14 protein-coding genes are annotated in these 15,100 nt (G+C 41.9%); 11 read left to right on the top strand and 3 right to left on the bottom strand.

The window, feature by feature from the left end:
• Positions 1-2: 2 nt before the first annotated feature.
• The 6 genes from ACXADT_RS01375 to nikC all read left to right on the top strand — a co-directional run bounded on the left by ACXADT_RS01375 (position 3) and on the right by nikC (position 7,591).
• The gene (locus ACXADT_RS01375; protein WP_474834621.1) at positions 3-1,745 is read left to right on the top strand and encodes an ABC transporter ATP-binding protein; all 1,743 of its coding nucleotides are present in this window, start codon (positions 3-5) and stop codon (positions 1,743-1,745) included.
• Positions 1,746-1,931: 186 nt separating this feature from the next.
• Complete coding sequence (locus tag ACXADT_RS01370; RefSeq protein WP_270182627.1) at positions 1,932-2,936, top strand: ABC transporter ATP-binding protein; 1,005 nt, start codon at positions 1,932-1,934, stop codon at positions 2,934-2,936.
• 14 nt (positions 2,937-2,950) lie between these two features.
• Positions 2,951-3,931: an ABC transporter ATP-binding protein gene (locus ACXADT_RS01365; RefSeq protein WP_270182626.1), complete on the top strand. Its 981-nt coding sequence runs from the start codon at positions 2,951-2,953 to the stop codon at positions 3,929-3,931.
• Between the two features lie 27 nt (positions 3,932-3,958).
• Positions 3,959-5,578 (top strand): ABC transporter substrate-binding protein, encoded by a 1,620-nt coding sequence (locus tag ACXADT_RS01360; RefSeq protein ID WP_270182625.1) that lies wholly within the window; start codon positions 3,959-3,961, stop codon positions 5,576-5,578.
• Between the two features lie 96 nt (positions 5,579-5,674).
• Entirely contained in the window at positions 5,675-6,679 is a 1,005-nt protein-coding gene (locus ACXADT_RS01355; RefSeq protein WP_270182624.1) for an ABC transporter permease, read from the top strand.
• Positions 6,680-6,691: 12 nt separating this feature from the next.
• Positions 6,692-7,591 carry a nickel transporter permease gene (gene nikC / locus ACXADT_RS01350; protein WP_270182623.1) on the top strand — a complete coding sequence of 300 codons (900 nt, stop codon included), beginning with the start codon at positions 6,692-6,694 and terminating at the stop codon, positions 7,589-7,591.
• A gap of 26 nt (positions 7,592-7,617) precedes the next feature.
• On the opposite strand, the gene ACXADT_RS01345 is transcribed toward nikC, so the two are convergent.
• Together ACXADT_RS01345 and ACXADT_RS01340 are read right to left on the bottom strand one after the other, a co-directional pair.
• Positions 7,618-8,700, bottom strand: coding sequence for an FUSC family protein (locus ACXADT_RS01345; protein ID WP_270182622.1), 1,083 nt, complete (start codon positions 8,698-8,700; stop codon positions 7,618-7,620).
• 168 nt (positions 8,701-8,868) lie between these two features.
• A complete protein-coding gene (locus ACXADT_RS01340) occupies positions 8,869-10,164 on the bottom strand; it encodes a glutamate-1-semialdehyde 2,1-aminomutase (RefSeq protein ID WP_474832997.1) in 1,296 nt (431 codons plus the stop codon).
• A gap of 132 nt (positions 10,165-10,296) precedes the next feature.
• On the opposite strand from ACXADT_RS01340, the gene ACXADT_RS01335 reads away from it, so the two are divergent.
• Genes ACXADT_RS01335 through ACXADT_RS01325 form a run of 3 tightly spaced genes read left to right on the top strand, consistent with a single transcriptional unit; the run spans position 10,297 to position 12,883 of the window.
• Entirely contained in the window at positions 10,297-11,310 is a 1,014-nt protein-coding gene (locus tag ACXADT_RS01335) for an ABC transporter ATP-binding protein (protein ID WP_474832995.1), read from the top strand.
• Positions 11,303-12,094 carry an ABC transporter permease gene (locus ACXADT_RS01330; protein WP_270182619.1) on the top strand — a complete coding sequence of 264 codons (792 nt, stop codon included), beginning with the start codon at positions 11,303-11,305 and terminating at the stop codon, positions 12,092-12,094. The genes ACXADT_RS01335 and ACXADT_RS01330 overlap by 8 nt, the downstream gene beginning before the upstream one ends.
• Before the next feature lie 3 nt (positions 12,095-12,097).
• Positions 12,098-12,883 carry an ABC transporter permease gene (locus tag ACXADT_RS01325; RefSeq protein WP_270182618.1) on the top strand — a complete coding sequence of 262 codons (786 nt, stop codon included), beginning with the start codon at positions 12,098-12,100 and terminating at the stop codon, positions 12,881-12,883.
• A gap of 27 nt (positions 12,884-12,910) precedes the next feature.
• Here the strand turns inward: ACXADT_RS01325 and ACXADT_RS01320 are convergent, their stop codons facing one another.
• A complete protein-coding gene (locus tag ACXADT_RS01320) occupies positions 12,911-13,462 on the bottom strand; it encodes an RNA polymerase sigma factor (RefSeq protein ID WP_270182617.1) in 552 nt (183 codons plus the stop codon).
• 169 nt (positions 13,463-13,631) lie between these two features.
• Between ACXADT_RS01320 and ACXADT_RS01315 the strand changes: the two genes are divergently transcribed.
• Together ACXADT_RS01315 and ACXADT_RS01310 are read left to right on the top strand one after the other, a co-directional pair.
• A complete protein-coding gene (locus tag ACXADT_RS01315) occupies positions 13,632-14,441 on the top strand; it encodes a DUF4397 domain-containing protein (protein WP_474832994.1) in 810 nt (269 codons plus the stop codon).
• 23 nt (positions 14,442-14,464) lie between these two features.
• Positions 14,465-15,070, top strand: a complete 606-nt coding sequence (locus tag ACXADT_RS01310) for a class F sortase (protein WP_474832992.1) — start codon at positions 14,465-14,467, stop codon at positions 15,068-15,070.
• The last annotated feature ends 30 nt before the right edge of the window (positions 15,071-15,100 follow it).

Below are 15,100 nucleotides of genomic sequence, written 5' to 3'. Positions count from 1 at the left end.
ATCTGGGCAGTATCAAGAGATATATGCGATTTGTTAGACCATACCGAAAGCAGATTGGAATTACGATCGGTATAGGGATATTGAAGTTTGGAATACCACTTTTGCTTCCGTTGATTCTGAAGTATGTGATCGACGATATCATTAATGCAGATGGTATGACGAGTGGTGAGAAATATGAACAGTTGCTGTGGTTAATGGGAGGGGCGTTCTTTCTATTTGTAATTGTAAGACCACCAGTAGAATACTTCAGGCAGTATTTTGCACAATGGATCGGAAGTAAAATCCTCTATGATATTCGAGATAAGCTTTTCTCTCATATTCAGCAGCTCAGTTTAAAGTTCTACTCGAACAATAAAGCTGGAGAGATTATTTCGAGAGTGATTCATGACGTTGAGCAAACGAAAACGTTCGTGATTACCGGGCTTATGAATGTATGGCTAGATATGATCACAATCGTGATCATTATTGTAATCTTGTCATTCATGAACGTATGGTTAACGGTTGCAGCAATTATTCTTTTACCATTGTATGGTTTTGCAGTTAAATACTTTTATAAACGATTACGCGATTTAACGAAGAACCGGTCTCAGGCTCTTGCTGAAGTTCAGGGTCATCTTCATGAACGCGTACAGGGAATGCCGGTTATAAGAAGTTTCGCTCTTGAAGATTATGAGCAAAAACAGTTTGATAAGAGAAATACAAATTTCCTTTCTCGTGCAATCGATCATACGAAATGGAACGCTAAAACGTTTGCGACCGTTAATACGATTACAGATGTGGCGCCACTCATCGTTATTGCATTTTCAGCATACCTCGTTATTTCTGGGGACCTAAAAATTGGTGAGATGGTAGCATTTGTAACCTATATGGATCGGTTGTATAACCCTCTTAGGCGTTTGGTTAACTCTTCTACAACACTCACTCAGTCAATCGCTTCAATGGACCGAGTCTTTGAGTTTGTGGATGAAAAGTACGATATCGTAGACCGTGAAGATGCTCGAGAGTTGAAAAATGTTCGAGGCGATGTAAATTTTAGTGATGTCTACTTCAAATATAACGATGAAGATCTTCCGGTTTTAAAAGGGATCGATCTTCATGTCCGAGCTGGTGAAACCATCGCCCTTGTCGGCATGAGCGGTGGAGGGAAGTCTTCTCTTGTCAGTTTGATTCCGCGTTTCTACGATGTGACGGGCGGTAAAATCGAAATCGATGGCACTGATATTCGTGACTATCATGCAAGAAGTGTTAGAAATAATATCGGTATGGTTCTACAGGATAATATACTCTTCAGTGAATCAGTCCGTATGAACATAAAGATGGGGAATCCAGATGCAACGGAAGAAGAAGTTATTGCTGCTGCTAAAGCAGCGAATGCTCATGAATTTATTAAAGATCTTCCTCAAGGCTATGACACACCTGTTGGTGAACGAGGGGTTAAGCTTTCTGGTGGACAGAAGCAACGGGTTGCTATTGCAAGAGTATTCTTGAAGAACCCAGCTATTCTGATTTTAGATGAAGCAACTTCTGCACTTGACTTAGAAAGTGAACACCTTATACAAGAAGCGTTAGGAGATCTTGCGAAAGATCGGACAACCTTCATCGTGGCGCACCGTTTAGCTACGATCACGCATGCTGATCGCATCGTCGTTATCGAAAATGGAAATATATCAGAAATTGGAAACCATAGTGAATTGATGAAATTGAAAGGTTCCTATCACCAGTTATTCCAAGTTCAAAACTTGTGATATTAACAACAATAGCACCCAAATCGGGTGCTTTTTTGTGTTTATTTGCACATGTTTGCGTAAAAGCGTCAAAAGATGACAGAAAATTTTTTATCTCTCATTGCCAAGTTTTCGATTTAATGTAATAATTATAAACAGATTTTAGTTTAATTAAAAAATTCAGAATTGGTTGAAAGGGGTGAGAGAGTGGAACAACCAGTGTTAAAAGTCAGCGGGTTAGAAACTCACTTTTTTACCGATGATGGTGAAATTCCTGCAGTAGATTCAGTTGACTTTCATGTCAACAAAGGTGAAGTGTTAGGAATAGTAGGAGAGTCTGGATCTGGAAAGAGTGTTACGTCCCTATCCATCATGCAGCTTATTTCAGCACCTGGAAAAGTCGTAGGTGGTGAAATTTCGTATAAGGGCGAGAATCTCCTATCAAAATCTGAAAAAGAAATGAGAAAGATTCGAGGGAATGAAATCGGCATGATTTTCCAAGAACCGATGACGTCTCTTAATCCGGTTTTCAAAATCGGGAATCAGCTCGTAGAAGGAATTCGAATACATAAGAAGTGGAACAAAAAGGATTCTTGGGCTCACGCGATTAAGTTTTTGAAGCTGGTAGGTCTGCCAAGAGCTGAAGAACTGATGAACGAGTATCCTCATCAGTTATCAGGCGGTATGAGGCAGCGGGTGATGATTGCGATGGCGATGGCTTGTGAACCTGATGTTCTTATTGCTGATGAACCGACAACAGCACTCGATGTAACGATTCAAGCACAAATACTTGAACTGATGAAAAAACTTAACGATGATACGGATACTTCCATCATCATGATTACGCACGACCTTGGGGTTGTTGCAGAGATGTGCGATCGAATCGTAGTAATGTACTCAGGCAAAATCGTTGAACAGGGTACAACGAAAGAGATTTTTGAATCTCCAAAACATCCGTATACAATCGGCCTGATCGAATCGGTCCCTGACGTTCGAACTCGAAAAGAGAGGCTATATTCGATTCCAGGTAACGTACCAAAGCCAGGCTCAATTAAAACAGGGTGTCATTTTGCCCCTCGTTGTAAGTTTGCTTTTGACAAATGTACAGAGGTTACACCTGAGTTAATCGATGCTGGTAATGGTCAGATGGCAAGATGCTGGCTTCATGAAGACAAAGAGAAAGCAACCTTGTTAGAGAGGGTAGAAAGCTAAGGGGGGCACCTAATTTGCAAGAAGCATTGCTCGAAGTAAAACAGCTTAAGAAGCATTTCCCGATAGAAGGCGGCGTGCTCAAACAGCAGGTTGGTACTGTAAAAGCCGTAGACGGTGTATCGTTCAAGCTACATAAGGGAGAAACGTTTGGCCTTGTTGGTGAAAGTGGTTGCGGGAAATCAACAACTGGAAGAATGCTTATGAGGCTTCTAGAACCGAGTGAAGGAGAAGTCATCTTTAATGGCGAGAACATTCTTTCTCTAAACAAGAGCAAGATGAGAAACCTTCGTAAAGATATTCAGATGGTCTTTCAAGACCCGTTTGCTTCACTTAACCCGCGACACACCGTTGAGAAGATCATTGAAGAACCGCTTATCGTTCACGGACTTGGGAATAAGGCTGAACGTAAAAAGCGTGTGAAGGAATTGTTAGATATCGTAGGGCTGAGTCCCTATCATGCGAGAAGGTATCCTCACCAATTTAGTGGGGGGCAGAGGCAGCGGATTGGAATTGCGCGTGCACTCGCGGTTAATCCAAAGCTAATTATTGCGGATGAGCCAGTATCTGCACTCGATGTATCCATTCAAGCTCAGGTGTTAAATCTCCTCGAAGATTTACAAAAAGAGCTTGGTCTAACATATTTATTTATCGCACATGACCTTGGGGTAGTACGTCACATCAGTGACAGGGTTGGCGTGATGTACTTAGGTCGAGTAGTCGAAATGGCTGATAGTGAAAAGCTTTATCTAGAACCAAAACATCCGTATACTCAGGCTCTTCTTTCAGCGGTGCCAGTACCTGACCCTGAATATGGAAAGGATCGCGTTATTTTAAGTGGCGATGTGCCAAGTCCAGCGAAACCACCTTCGGGATGTCCATTCCATACACGATGTCCAAAAGCAATGGATGTGTGTAGCACGGTCGTTCCGGAATTCAGGGAAATCGAACAGGGGCATTACACTGCGTGCCATCTTTATGAAGAAGACCAGGTATAAATAAATTCATAATCTAGGGGGAAAACGATGAAGAAAAAGTACATTTTATCATTAGTTTTTGTGATGTTGCTTTCCATTGGATTAGCCGGCTGTGGCGGATCTAATGAAACCAACGGCAACGGTGGGGGAGACTCCGACGGTGGCGAATCTGCTGATGGAGGAACGCTAATCTTCGGACGTGGCGGTGACTCTGTTGCACTAGACCCAGCAGCTGTAACAGATGGTGAGTCTTTCAAAGTAACAAAGAATATCTTTGATACGTTGCTTACTTATGGTGAACAAGATACAGAGGTAAATCCAGGTCTAGCTGAAGACTGGGAAGTTTCTGAAGATGGTAAAACATATACACTGATGCTTCGTGAAGGCGTAAAGTTCCACGATGGTACTGACTTCAACGCTGATGCTGTTGTGTTTAACTTCGACCGCTGGATGAATGGTAGTGAAGAATCTTTTTATTACTATAAATCTATGTTTGGTGGATTTAAAGGTGATGAAGGTCACGTAATCGAAAGCGTAACTGCAACAGATGAGAAAACAGTTGAAATTAAATTGAAAAGACCTCAAGCTCCATTCTTGAAGAACCTAGCGATGTCTCCATTCGCAATTGCAAGTCCTGATGCTGTTGAAAAGCATGGCGATAAGTTTGGTGAAAACCCTGTAGGTACTGGTCCTTTCGTATTTGATCAGTGGAGCCGTAATGACAAGATCGTTGTAACGAAAAACGAAGATTACTGGATGGATGGCTATCCAAAACTTGAGCGCGTTATTTTCAGAGCTATTCCTGATAACTCTGCTAGATTGAATGCGTTGATGGCTGGAGAAATCGATTTGATGGATGGATTAAATCCTTCTGACGTACAACAAGTTGAAGATGATGAAAACCTTCAAACGTTCTTCCGTCCTTCTATGAACGTTGGGTACCTAGGATTAACATCTAACCGTGAACCTCTAAATAACAAGAAAGTACGTCAAGCTTTGAATCATGCAGTGGATAAGCAAGCGATCATCGATGCTTTCTATGCTGGACAAGCAGAGCCTGCTAAAAACCCAATGCCACCTGTAATCAGTGGGTATAACGATGATATCGAACCATATGAGTATGACCTTGATAAAGCGAAAGCACTTCTAAAAGAAGCTGGTTACGAAGATGGATTCGATATGGAGCTATGGGCAATGCCTGTACCTCGTCCATACATGCCAGATGGTCAAAAAGTAGCTGAAGTTATTCAGAGCAGTTTTGCTGAAATCGGCGTTAATGCTGAAATCAAATCTTATGAGTGGGCAACTTACCTAGAAAAAGCTCGTAATGGTGAAGCTGACAGCTTCCTACTTGGTTGGACTGGTGATAATGGTGATGCTGATAACTTCCTTTACGTTCTACTAGACAAAGACAATATTGGAAGCAACAACTACACGTACTACTCTAACGATGAGCTTCATGACATCTTGATCGAAGCGCAGTCTACTCCTGACGAAGCGAAGCGTGAAGAGCTTTATAAGAAAGCTCAAGAAATCATCCATGAAGATGCACCGTGGATCCCTCTTGTGCACTCTAAACCAGCACTTGGTGGTTCTGAGAGAGTAAAAGGTTTCTCTCCACATCCGACAGGATCTGATACGTTGACGAAAGTTACTGTTGAACAATAAATGAAAAACAGGGGGGAGTGGAGCACTCCCCCTTACTATTCGGTTAAAGACGGAGATGCAATCATGAATCGTACATAAGGAAGAAGAGGTGAGTATATGCTTGCATATACAATTAGACGGCTGTTAATGCTTATACCTGTTCTATTTGGAATGACGTTGATCGTGTTTTTTATGATAAGAGCTATTCCTGGAGACCCTGCGCAAGTCATACTTGGTCAACAGGCTACAGAGGAAGCGATCGAAAGTCTCACCAAACGATTAGGGCTCGATCAGCCATGGTACATACAATATGTTGACTACATTAAAGGTTTGTTTACTGGAGACCTTGGAACATCATTACGCACAAGTTCAGAAATTAGCGGTGAAATTTGGCCGTACCTTGCAGCTACGCTTGAGCTATCTCTTGTAGCGATGGTCATTGCAATTTTCATTGGAGTAAATGCTGGAATCATCAGTGCATGGTTTCAAAACTCCTGGTTTGACTACACGGCGATGGTACTTGCTCTAGTAGGTGTTTCGATGCCAGTTTTCTGGCTTGGACTAATGGAACAGTGGGCATTTTCTCTTGAATTAGGCTGGCTTCCGTCCACTGGTCGAGAAAATGTAAGAAATCCGGTCGATGCGATCACCCATCTCTATCTTGTCGATACCCTTATCCAAGGTCGTATGGATCAATTCGGAGAAGTAGTGAAACATTTGATCTTACCAGGGATCGCACTCGGAACGATTCCGATGGCAATCATCGCACGAATGACAAGGTCGAGTATGCTTGAAGTCATGCGCTCTGATTTTGTTCGTACTGCACGTGCTAAAGGAACGAGAATGTTCTGGGTAGTATACAAACACTCTTTGAAAAACGCATTTATTCCTGTTTTAACGGTAATCGGTCTACAGATGGGGCTTCTACTAGGGGGCGCTATCCTAACAGAAACGATCTTCGGTTGGCCGGGAATCGGAAGGTATATTTACGATGCGATCAACTTTAGAGATTATCCTGTAATTCAATCAGGTATCCTTGTTGTCGCTGTTATTTTCGTATTCATCAACTTAATTGTCGATCTGCTCTATGCTGCAATTGATCCTCGAATCAAATACAACTAAGGGGGCTTCAAGATGGCTGAAATTGCTCCGCAGAAGCAAACAAATGTACCAAAACAACCAGACGAAGAAGTAATCTCACCATGGCGCGAAGCCTGGAAAGGGTTCAGGAGAAATAAGCTGGCAATGGTCGGCATGGGTATTGTTCTCTTCTTCATTCTTCTTGCCATTTTTGCCGGAGTGATTGCTCCGGAAGGTATCAATGAACAAAAATTATCCGAGCGTCTACAATCGCCTTCAGCGAGTCACTGGTTCGGAACCGATGACTTCGGAAGAGATATCTTATCACGTATTATATACGGAGCAAGGATCTCATTATGGGTAGGGTTCTTTGCTGTACTAGGTTCAGCTGCAATTGGAAGTTTACTAGGAATGATTGCTGGCTATTATGGCCGCTGGGTCGATACGATCATTTCACGTATCTTCGATATTATGCTTGCATTCCCTAGTATTCTACTAGCAATCGCTGTAGTAGCAGTACTTGGACCATCACTTCGAAATGCTTTGATCGCGATCGCAATCATCAACATCCCGAACTTTGGGCGGTTAGTACGGTCAAGGGTATTGAGTGTTAAGCAAGAAGAGTATGTGATGGCTGCACGAGCTGTAGGGATGAGGGATACACGGATCATCTTCTCTCATGTACTTCCGAACTCGTTAGCCCCTATCATCGTTCAAGGAACGCTCGCGATTGCAACAGCGATCCTCGAAGCGGCGGCGCTGAGTTTCTTGGGTCTTGGGGCACAAGCACCTCAGCCAGAGTGGGGTAAAATGCTTGCAGACTCTAGACAATATATCATCCAAGCACCTTGGACCGTTTTCTTCCCTGGTCTCGCAATCATGTTGACCGTTCTAGGATTCAACTTATTAGGAGATGGGTTAAGGGATGCGCTCGATCCGAAAATGAAGAAATAAAAAAATCAGCCGTTTGGCTGATTTTTTTATTTTGCGTGTAACTCTTGTATGTCGACTTCGTTATCTTCTTGGTGGTAGGAGTGGAAGCTGTCTACGAGTAGATCTAAATGTTCAAGATGATCATGATAATCGATAATCATACCGATCAATGGGAAGATCGTCATCCATAGGTCACGATTACACTCTCCGCCTTCATATAAATCTACGTACCTTTCCGTCAACGAAGACTCTCCATTATCTACTATATTTAACATCTCTTCAGGTGATTGGTGTCGTACTTTACCAATGTATTTCAGATGTATACGTTCATGGTAGTTTGTTAATTCGTCTAAGTGCGTCTGAATGAGTTTTCTTACCTCGTCAGGCATAATCAATATTTTCACGTCAAGCTGATCTAACATTTTCAAGATCGCAAAAGATTTTTCAGTAGTGGCGATCATCTGTCGAAAGAGAACCAACTTGCGTGCTTTTACATAATCTCTTTTCTTAAAGTATGTTCGTTCTTCCTTATATAGGAGGAAGTACTGATCACTTTTCACCGTATCTTCTTTAAGCTGGTTTAAATTTTCCTTCAATACCTTATGCTCCGCATCATTTCTAGTTGCGAGGCGAATCCATTGCGAAATGTATTCTGTGTTCCGTACGATTTTATGAAACAACTTCGTTTCGTATTTTGGAGGGAGAAAAATCAAGTTTACGAAAAATGAACTGATCACCCCGACCATGATAACAAGGAAACGGTTGGTTGCGAACGAAATAAATTCTTCTTGAGGTGCGTTCATAATCAAAATGAGCGTCACGATTGCAAGAGGAATTGTGCTTTCAATCTTAAGTTTAATGTTGATCGCAATGAGTAAGATCGCACCGAGTCCGATGACGATAGGCTGATTTCCAAATACAAGTACAAGCACTACTGCTAGAATAGCTCCAATGATATTTGATTGGATTTGTTCAATTACTGATTGATATGATCGATAAATAGACGGCTGGATCGCAAAAAGAGCTGCAACTCCTGCAAAAGAGGGTGGGTCTAGTTCTAGCCAAGTAGCAATATAAAGAGCGATCGTAATCGCAAGCCCTGTTTTAAAAATCCGGGCACCAAACTTCATTTTTGATAGATCCTTTCATGTAAAGCTTTTAGTATAGTGATTATCCTGTCTTACCACTTTTAAACATTACAGAATGTACTAGTTATACAATGGAATGACGAAGATAGCAAGCCCTTTTTTTACTAAAAGAAAGACAGAATAGCGTTTATTCTGTCTTTCTAATCTATTCTAAACGTTGCTCATCTGTTGGAAGACTCGTCCCACAGCATCAAGAGTGTCATCGATATCTTTGGTCGTATGTTCTGTTGTGAGGAACCACGCTTCATATTTGGAAGGTGCTAAGTTGATCCCTTCTTTTAGCATAAGTTTGAAGAACGTTGAGAATTTCTCTCCATCCGTATTTTCTGCTTGCTCATAGTTTATGACTTCCTCTTCCGTAAAGTAGACAGTTAAGGCGCCTTTCAATCGGTTGATTGTAATCTGGATGTTGTTTTCTTTTGCGAGCTTGTGAATACCTTCTTCAAGTCTAGCACCGATCTCATCGAGGTGCTCATAAACACCATCTTGTTGTAAAACTTCTAAACAAGCGATTCCGGCTGAAATAGAAGCTGGATTTCCTGCCATCGTACCTGCCTGATACGCTGGTCCAAGTGGCGCGACGCTTTCCATGATTTCTCTCTTACCACCGTATGCACCGATTGGCAAACCACCACCGATGATCTTACCTAATGCTGTCATATCTGGTTCAACGCCGACGAGGTTTTGAGCTCCGCCGTACATAAAACGGAATGCGGTGATGACTTCATCGTAGATAACGAGTGCCCCGTAATCATGAGTAATCTCATTCACTTGTTCAAGGAAACCTTCTTTCGGTTCTACGATGCCGAAGTTACCCACGATTGGTTCGACAAGCACGCCAGCGACCTCATCGCCCCACTTATTCATCGCTTCTTTATATGCCTCAATATCATTGAAAGGGACTGTAATGACTTCTTTCGCAATACTCGCCGGTACACCAGCAGAGTCCGGGCTACCAAGTGTTGCTGGACCAGAACCAGCTGCCACGAGAACAAGATCAGAATGTCCGTGGTAGCAGCCAGCAAATTTAACGATTTTATTTCGGCCTGTATAAGCACGAGCAACACGGATCGTCGTCATGACAGCCTCTGTACCCGAGTTCACGAAGCGCACACGCTCTAAAGATGGAATTGCATCTTGAAGCATCTTTCCAAAACGGTTTTCAAGTACGGTAGGCGTACCGTACAAAACGCCGTTTTCTGCCGCGTGCGTAATCGCTTGAGTGATATGTGGATGTGCATGTCCTGTGATGATAGGACCGTAAGCAGCTAGATAATCTATGTACTTATTTCCGTCTACGTCCCAGAAATAAGGACCGCGAGCTTTCTCCATAAATATCGGGGTGCCGCCTCCAACACCTTTATAAGAGCGGGAAGGACTATTGACTCCGCCCAGCATAATGTCTAGTGATTCTTTATGATGTTGTTCTGATTTTGAAATGTTCATAATTGCCTCCTTCTAAAACTAATTCCTGTTTCATTGTAGCATGATATATATAGGAAGAAACAAGCTCATTGATTGTACATTTATAAAGCCTCTTGTAAACTAAATTGGTATGTGTAAAAAGGAGGAAGGCAAATGGAAAAAGTCATCGATGTGCAGTCACTGCGCAAAGACTTTAAATCACACTCGAGCCGCTCTGGACTTAAAGGAGCTTTTCGAGATTTGTTTACAAGGAACTACAAAGTGATTTCAGCTGTTAAAGATATTTCGTTCACCGTTAATGAAGGTGAAATGGTTGGATATATTGGAGAGAACGGAGCAGGAAAATCAACGAGTATCAAAATGTTGACTGGCATTTTGACTCCGACGTCAGGTACAGTTCGCGTCAATGGAATGGATCCCCACAAAGAAAGAGAGAAATTCGTTCGTTCGATCGGTGTTGTGTTTGGTCAGCGATCTCAATTGTGGTGGGATATTGCTGTTCAGGAGTCCTTTCGCTTACTTAAAAAAGTATATAACGTTCCAGATGATGTGTATAACGAACACATGAACCATGTGATCGAATCACTCGACATTGGCCCTTTATTAGATAAACCGGTTAGAAAACTCTCACTTGGTCAGCGCATGAGGTGTGAACTCGCAGCAGCACTACTTCACAATCCTAAACTATTGTTTCTAGATGAGCCTACAATTGGACTTGATGTATTAGTAAAACTTAAGATTCGTAATTTCTTAAAAGAAATTAATGAAAAGTACAAAACGACTATTTTGCTTACAACGCATGATTTAACTGATATAGAAGCACTATGCGATCGAGTGGTCATGCTCGATGAAGGGCAAATCATCTATGACGGTAAGCTTGCGAAACTTCGTTCGAATTGGGGAGAAGGAAAACAGATCGAGTTTCAGTTTGGCGAGGATGTAAACAGAGAACAGCTTCTTCCGTTATTGAATGAGCTTGAAGCAGATTGGACGATAGGTGATCGCCCAAATGTTTTTGTTGCAAACGTTGTGAATGAAGAGCACGTTATTTCTGAAGTGATCGGTAGGGTCGTTGCGGCTCATCGTATTACGGATATAAAGATTCATGAAATTTCAACAGAAGAAATTATACGTAATATCTATGAAGAGGGAATGCTCAATGGGTAAGTATATCGAGATGATTCGAATTCGTTTCCTCATGATGCTTGCTTATCGTACCAATTATTATAGTGGTATCTTGATCTACAGCATCAACATTGGGGCCTACTATTTTTTGTGGAGTGCGATCTATGGGAACAAAGGAGAGATCGAAGGCCTCTCCGTTATTCAGATGACGACTTATATCGCAGTGGCCTGGATGGCTCGGGCATTTTACTTTAATAATATCGACCGTGAAATCGCTCAAGAAATTAAAGAAGGAAAAGTAGCTGTAGAGTTTATTCGACCGTATCATTATTTAATGATGAAGACGATGCAAGGATTAGGAGAGGGCATCTTCCGTTTGAGTTTCTTTTCGATACCGGGCATGTTCATCGTTAGCTTAATCTTTCCTATCGAGTTTTCAGCAGCAGCCTCAACGTGGCTTTTCTTTACGCTAGCAATTATTCTTAGTTTTATCGTCAATACTCAGATCAATTTGTTAACCGGCGTCCTTACATTCTTTTTCTTTAACAACGACGGCCTTATCCGAGCGAAACGCGTTGTTATCGATCTATTCTCTGGACTACTGCTACCGATCAGTTTTTATCCCGGGTGGGCGCAACAGGTAATGGACTTTTTACCATTTCAGGCGATCAGCTATATTCCAAGTATGATCTTTACTGAAGGTTTCCAAGGTGCTGCCGTTTATGAAGCACTTCTTTTTCAAGTGGTATGGGCAGCGATTTTAATTATTCCGATTCAAGCTCTCTGGATCATCGCAAAAAAACAACTGATCGTGCAGGGAGGGTAATATATGAAGCACGCAACTATTTTCTTTCTATATGTTTCACAATATATGAAAACGAGATTAACATATCGCGTTGATATGGCGATGGAAATCATGTCTGACCTATTGTTTCAAGCTGTAAATCTAATCTTTATCCTCGTGGTATTCGGACACACTAATATGCTGAGTGGTTGGTCGAGGGATGAAATCATCTTTATCTATGGCTTTTTCCTCGTTCCGTTCGCTATCTTCGGTGCCTTCTTTAACATTTGGGATTTTAATGAAAGGTACATCGTTAAAGGAGAAATGGATCGTATCCTTACTCGGCCGGTTCACAGTTTGTTTCAAATCATCCTTGAACGAATGGAACTAGAATCATTGTTTGGAATGATTACGGGGATAGCGGTTATGGTTTACGCAGGAAGTAGGTTGGATTTAACTCTATCTTGGTATGATCCGTTTGTCTTCCTTATGATGGTGATCGGAGGGGCATTTGTTTATGCAGGAATCTTCGTTCTGCTTGCTAGTATTAGCTTCTGGTCTGATAGCAGAACAAGCATCATGCCGATGATGTACAATATCGGAAACTATGGAAGATATCCAGTCGATATCTACAATAAAGTTATTCGCTTTATCCTTACATGGATTCTTCCGTTTGCATTCGTTGGTGTCTATCCTTCCGCTTATTTTCTAGGCCGTGAAGAATGGTACGGCTATGCATTTCTCACACCAGTAATCGGTTTTGCTTTCTTCGGTTTCGCCATATTCATGTGGAACATCGGTGTAACTAAATATCGAGGTGCAGGTAATTGATCGACCAGAGGGACTCCCTCTGGTTTTTTATTTAGAAGCTAAGCCAAGTTGAGACAGCGCAAGATTTTCTTTGAGTTTTTTAATTCCTAACCGAACGCGGCTTTTAACTGTACCGAGTGGAATTTTCTTTCTAGTCGCCACTTCTGATTGTGAGTACCCTTCAAAATAAATAAGTCTCATGATTTCTTGCTGTTCATGCGTCAATGTCGTTAATGCCTGATCGATCACATGGTTATCTTCTATATGATCATGTGTATAAGCTGTTTCGTTCACAGCACGAAAATCCTCCATCACCGTTTCTTGGAAGCTGCGCTGTTCCTTTTTGATTCGATCGATGGCACGATTCTTCGTAATCTGATTCACCCATGAAGAAAGTTTTCCTTTACTAGGATCGAATTGATTGCGCTTATTCCAGACCTCCATGTACACATCTTGAACGACCTCTTCAGCAATTTGTTGATCATTGACGATACGACGTGCGATGTTGATCAGCGTCTGTTGATTTTCGTAACAAAACCTCTGGAACAGCTCCTCATTATTCGAGCTCCAGTAACCGATCGCGAAGTTTTCTTTCTTCACGTTACGCAACTCCCTCTCTAGTTAATTTAGTAGGTTTATTCCCCTTGTTTCGAAATAAAAACAAATTAACTTTAAAAAAAGTGATCCATTCACACTCTTTTTGTCGTATTAATAGTTGAACATAGGTTATACAAAAGTATAACAAAAACAAAACAAGAGGAGTGGAAGCATGTTGAAGAAATTTATGGCGTCCGCAGTTGCACTAGTTATGATGTTTGGTCTTATCGGTACTCAGGCTTTTGCGGATGATCACGAAGCGATGGTTCGCGTTATTCATGCATCACCTGATGCACCGGCAGTAGATGTTTATGTTGATGGAGAAGCGGTTGTGGAAGGTGCCGAGTATAAGCAAGCGACAGATTATATGGCTCTACCTGCTGGAGACCACAAGATCGAAGTTTTCCCTGCAGGTGAAAACGGTGAAGGTGACCCAGTTATCAGTCAGAACGTAACACTTGAAGAAGGAATGAAATATTCTGCAGCTGCAGTTGGTAAACTTGATGGAATTTCTCTTTGGGCGCTAGGTGATGACGCGAAAGCTTCTGAAGGAAAAGCGAAAGTAAGAGTTGTACATGCTTCCCCGGATGCTCCTAACGTTGATGTAGCAGTAAAAGATGGAGATGTTCTTTTCTCAGATGTTGCTTTTAAATCCACATCTGACTATGCTGAAGTTGATCCTATGACGGTTGATTTAGAAGTTCGTCCAGCTGGTTCTGAAGACGTTGTACTTGAAATCCCTGGAGTAGAACTTAAAGAAGGATATGTCTATTCTGTATATGCAATCGGACTTGTTGAAGGAGAACAACCTTTAGAAGCTTGGCCGCTTGTAGATTCTTCAAACATGCCTTCTGATATGCCTCAGACAGGAATGGGTGGTACGGCTGATCAAGGAAACAATATGATTGCTTGGACATTGTTAGGTGCTGGAATTCTAGCAGCTGGAACAATCATCTTTATTCGTAAAAAGGTAACAGCATAATTCTTTAAAGAGGAGGAGCAGCGATGTCACTAAAGAAGGTGTTCAGTATCATTCTTTTAGGGGCAGCCATGGGCTGCTCCTCTTCTGATAATACTGAGCCAGAGGCGATGCCAGTTACTGAGAGTGCAGAAGTGGCTGTTACTTATGAAAGTAAATCAGAAGCAAAGACACCAATATATGAAGGGATTGTACCAGAACGATTGTCGATCCCAGAAATAGATGTAGATGCAAAGGTTGAACATGTTGGTCAGTTACCTAATGGTCAAATGGATGTGCCAAAAGATGATCAGAACGTAGGGTGGTATGAATTAGGCGCTGAGCCTGGAGAAGCTGGAAACGCTGTAATTGCTGGACACGTAGATAATAAAACTGGGCCTGCAGTTTTCTTTCATCTAGGCGATCTTAAACCAGGCGATGTCCTAACCGTAACGAGCGATATCGGAAAATCCTATGAGTTTACAGTCGAGAGCACATCTTCATATCCAAGAAATGATGCCCCGCTCGAGAAGATTTTTGGTATGAGTAATAAACCACGATTAAACCTTATTACCTGCACAGGGACTTTCAATCGAAGTGCCGGTACGCACGAAGAGCGGATGGTCGTCTATACCGTGCTATCTTCGCATTAGTTTGTCCTATTTCGTAATAATCCTCATAAA

Source organism: Anaerobacillus sp. ABR4_321, assembly GCF_056158505.1.
The sequence above is the reverse complement of the archived record's forward strand: the minus strand, read 5'-3'. Positions and strand labels throughout refer to the sequence as shown.

What these genes read in the sequence shown, in the direction of transcription:
- ACXADT_RS01360 (WP_270182625.1), top strand. Translation starts at nt 3,959, where the DNA reads ATGAAGAAAAAGTACATTTTATCATTAGTTTTTGTGATGTTGCTTTCC.
- ACXADT_RS01355 (WP_270182624.1), top strand. Translation starts at nt 5,675, where the DNA reads ATGCTTGCATATACAATTAGACGGCTGTTAATGCTTATACCTGTTCTA.
- nikC (WP_270182623.1), top strand. Translation starts at nt 6,692, where the DNA reads ATGGCTGAAATTGCTCCGCAGAAGCAAACAAATGTACCAAAACAACCA.
- ACXADT_RS01345 (WP_270182622.1), bottom strand. Translation starts at nt 8,700, where the DNA reads ATGAAGTTTGGTGCCCGGATTTTTAAAACAGGGCTTGCGATTACGATC.
- ACXADT_RS01340 (WP_474832997.1), bottom strand. Translation starts at nt 10,164, where the DNA reads ATGAACATTTCAAAATCAGAACAACATCATAAAGAATCACTAGACATT.
- ACXADT_RS01335 (WP_474832995.1), top strand. Translation starts at nt 10,297, where the DNA reads ATGGAAAAAGTCATCGATGTGCAGTCACTGCGCAAAGACTTTAAATCA.
- ACXADT_RS01330 (WP_270182619.1), top strand. Translation starts at nt 11,303, where the DNA reads ATGGGTAAGTATATCGAGATGATTCGAATTCGTTTCCTCATGATGCTT.
- ACXADT_RS01325 (WP_270182618.1), top strand. Translation starts at nt 12,098, where the DNA reads ATGAAGCACGCAACTATTTTCTTTCTATATGTTTCACAATATATGAAA.
- ACXADT_RS01315 (WP_474832994.1), top strand. Translation starts at nt 13,632, where the DNA reads ATGTTGAAGAAATTTATGGCGTCCGCAGTTGCACTAGTTATGATGTTT.
- ACXADT_RS01310 (WP_474832992.1), top strand. Translation starts at nt 14,465, where the DNA reads ATGTCACTAAAGAAGGTGTTCAGTATCATTCTTTTAGGGGCAGCCATG.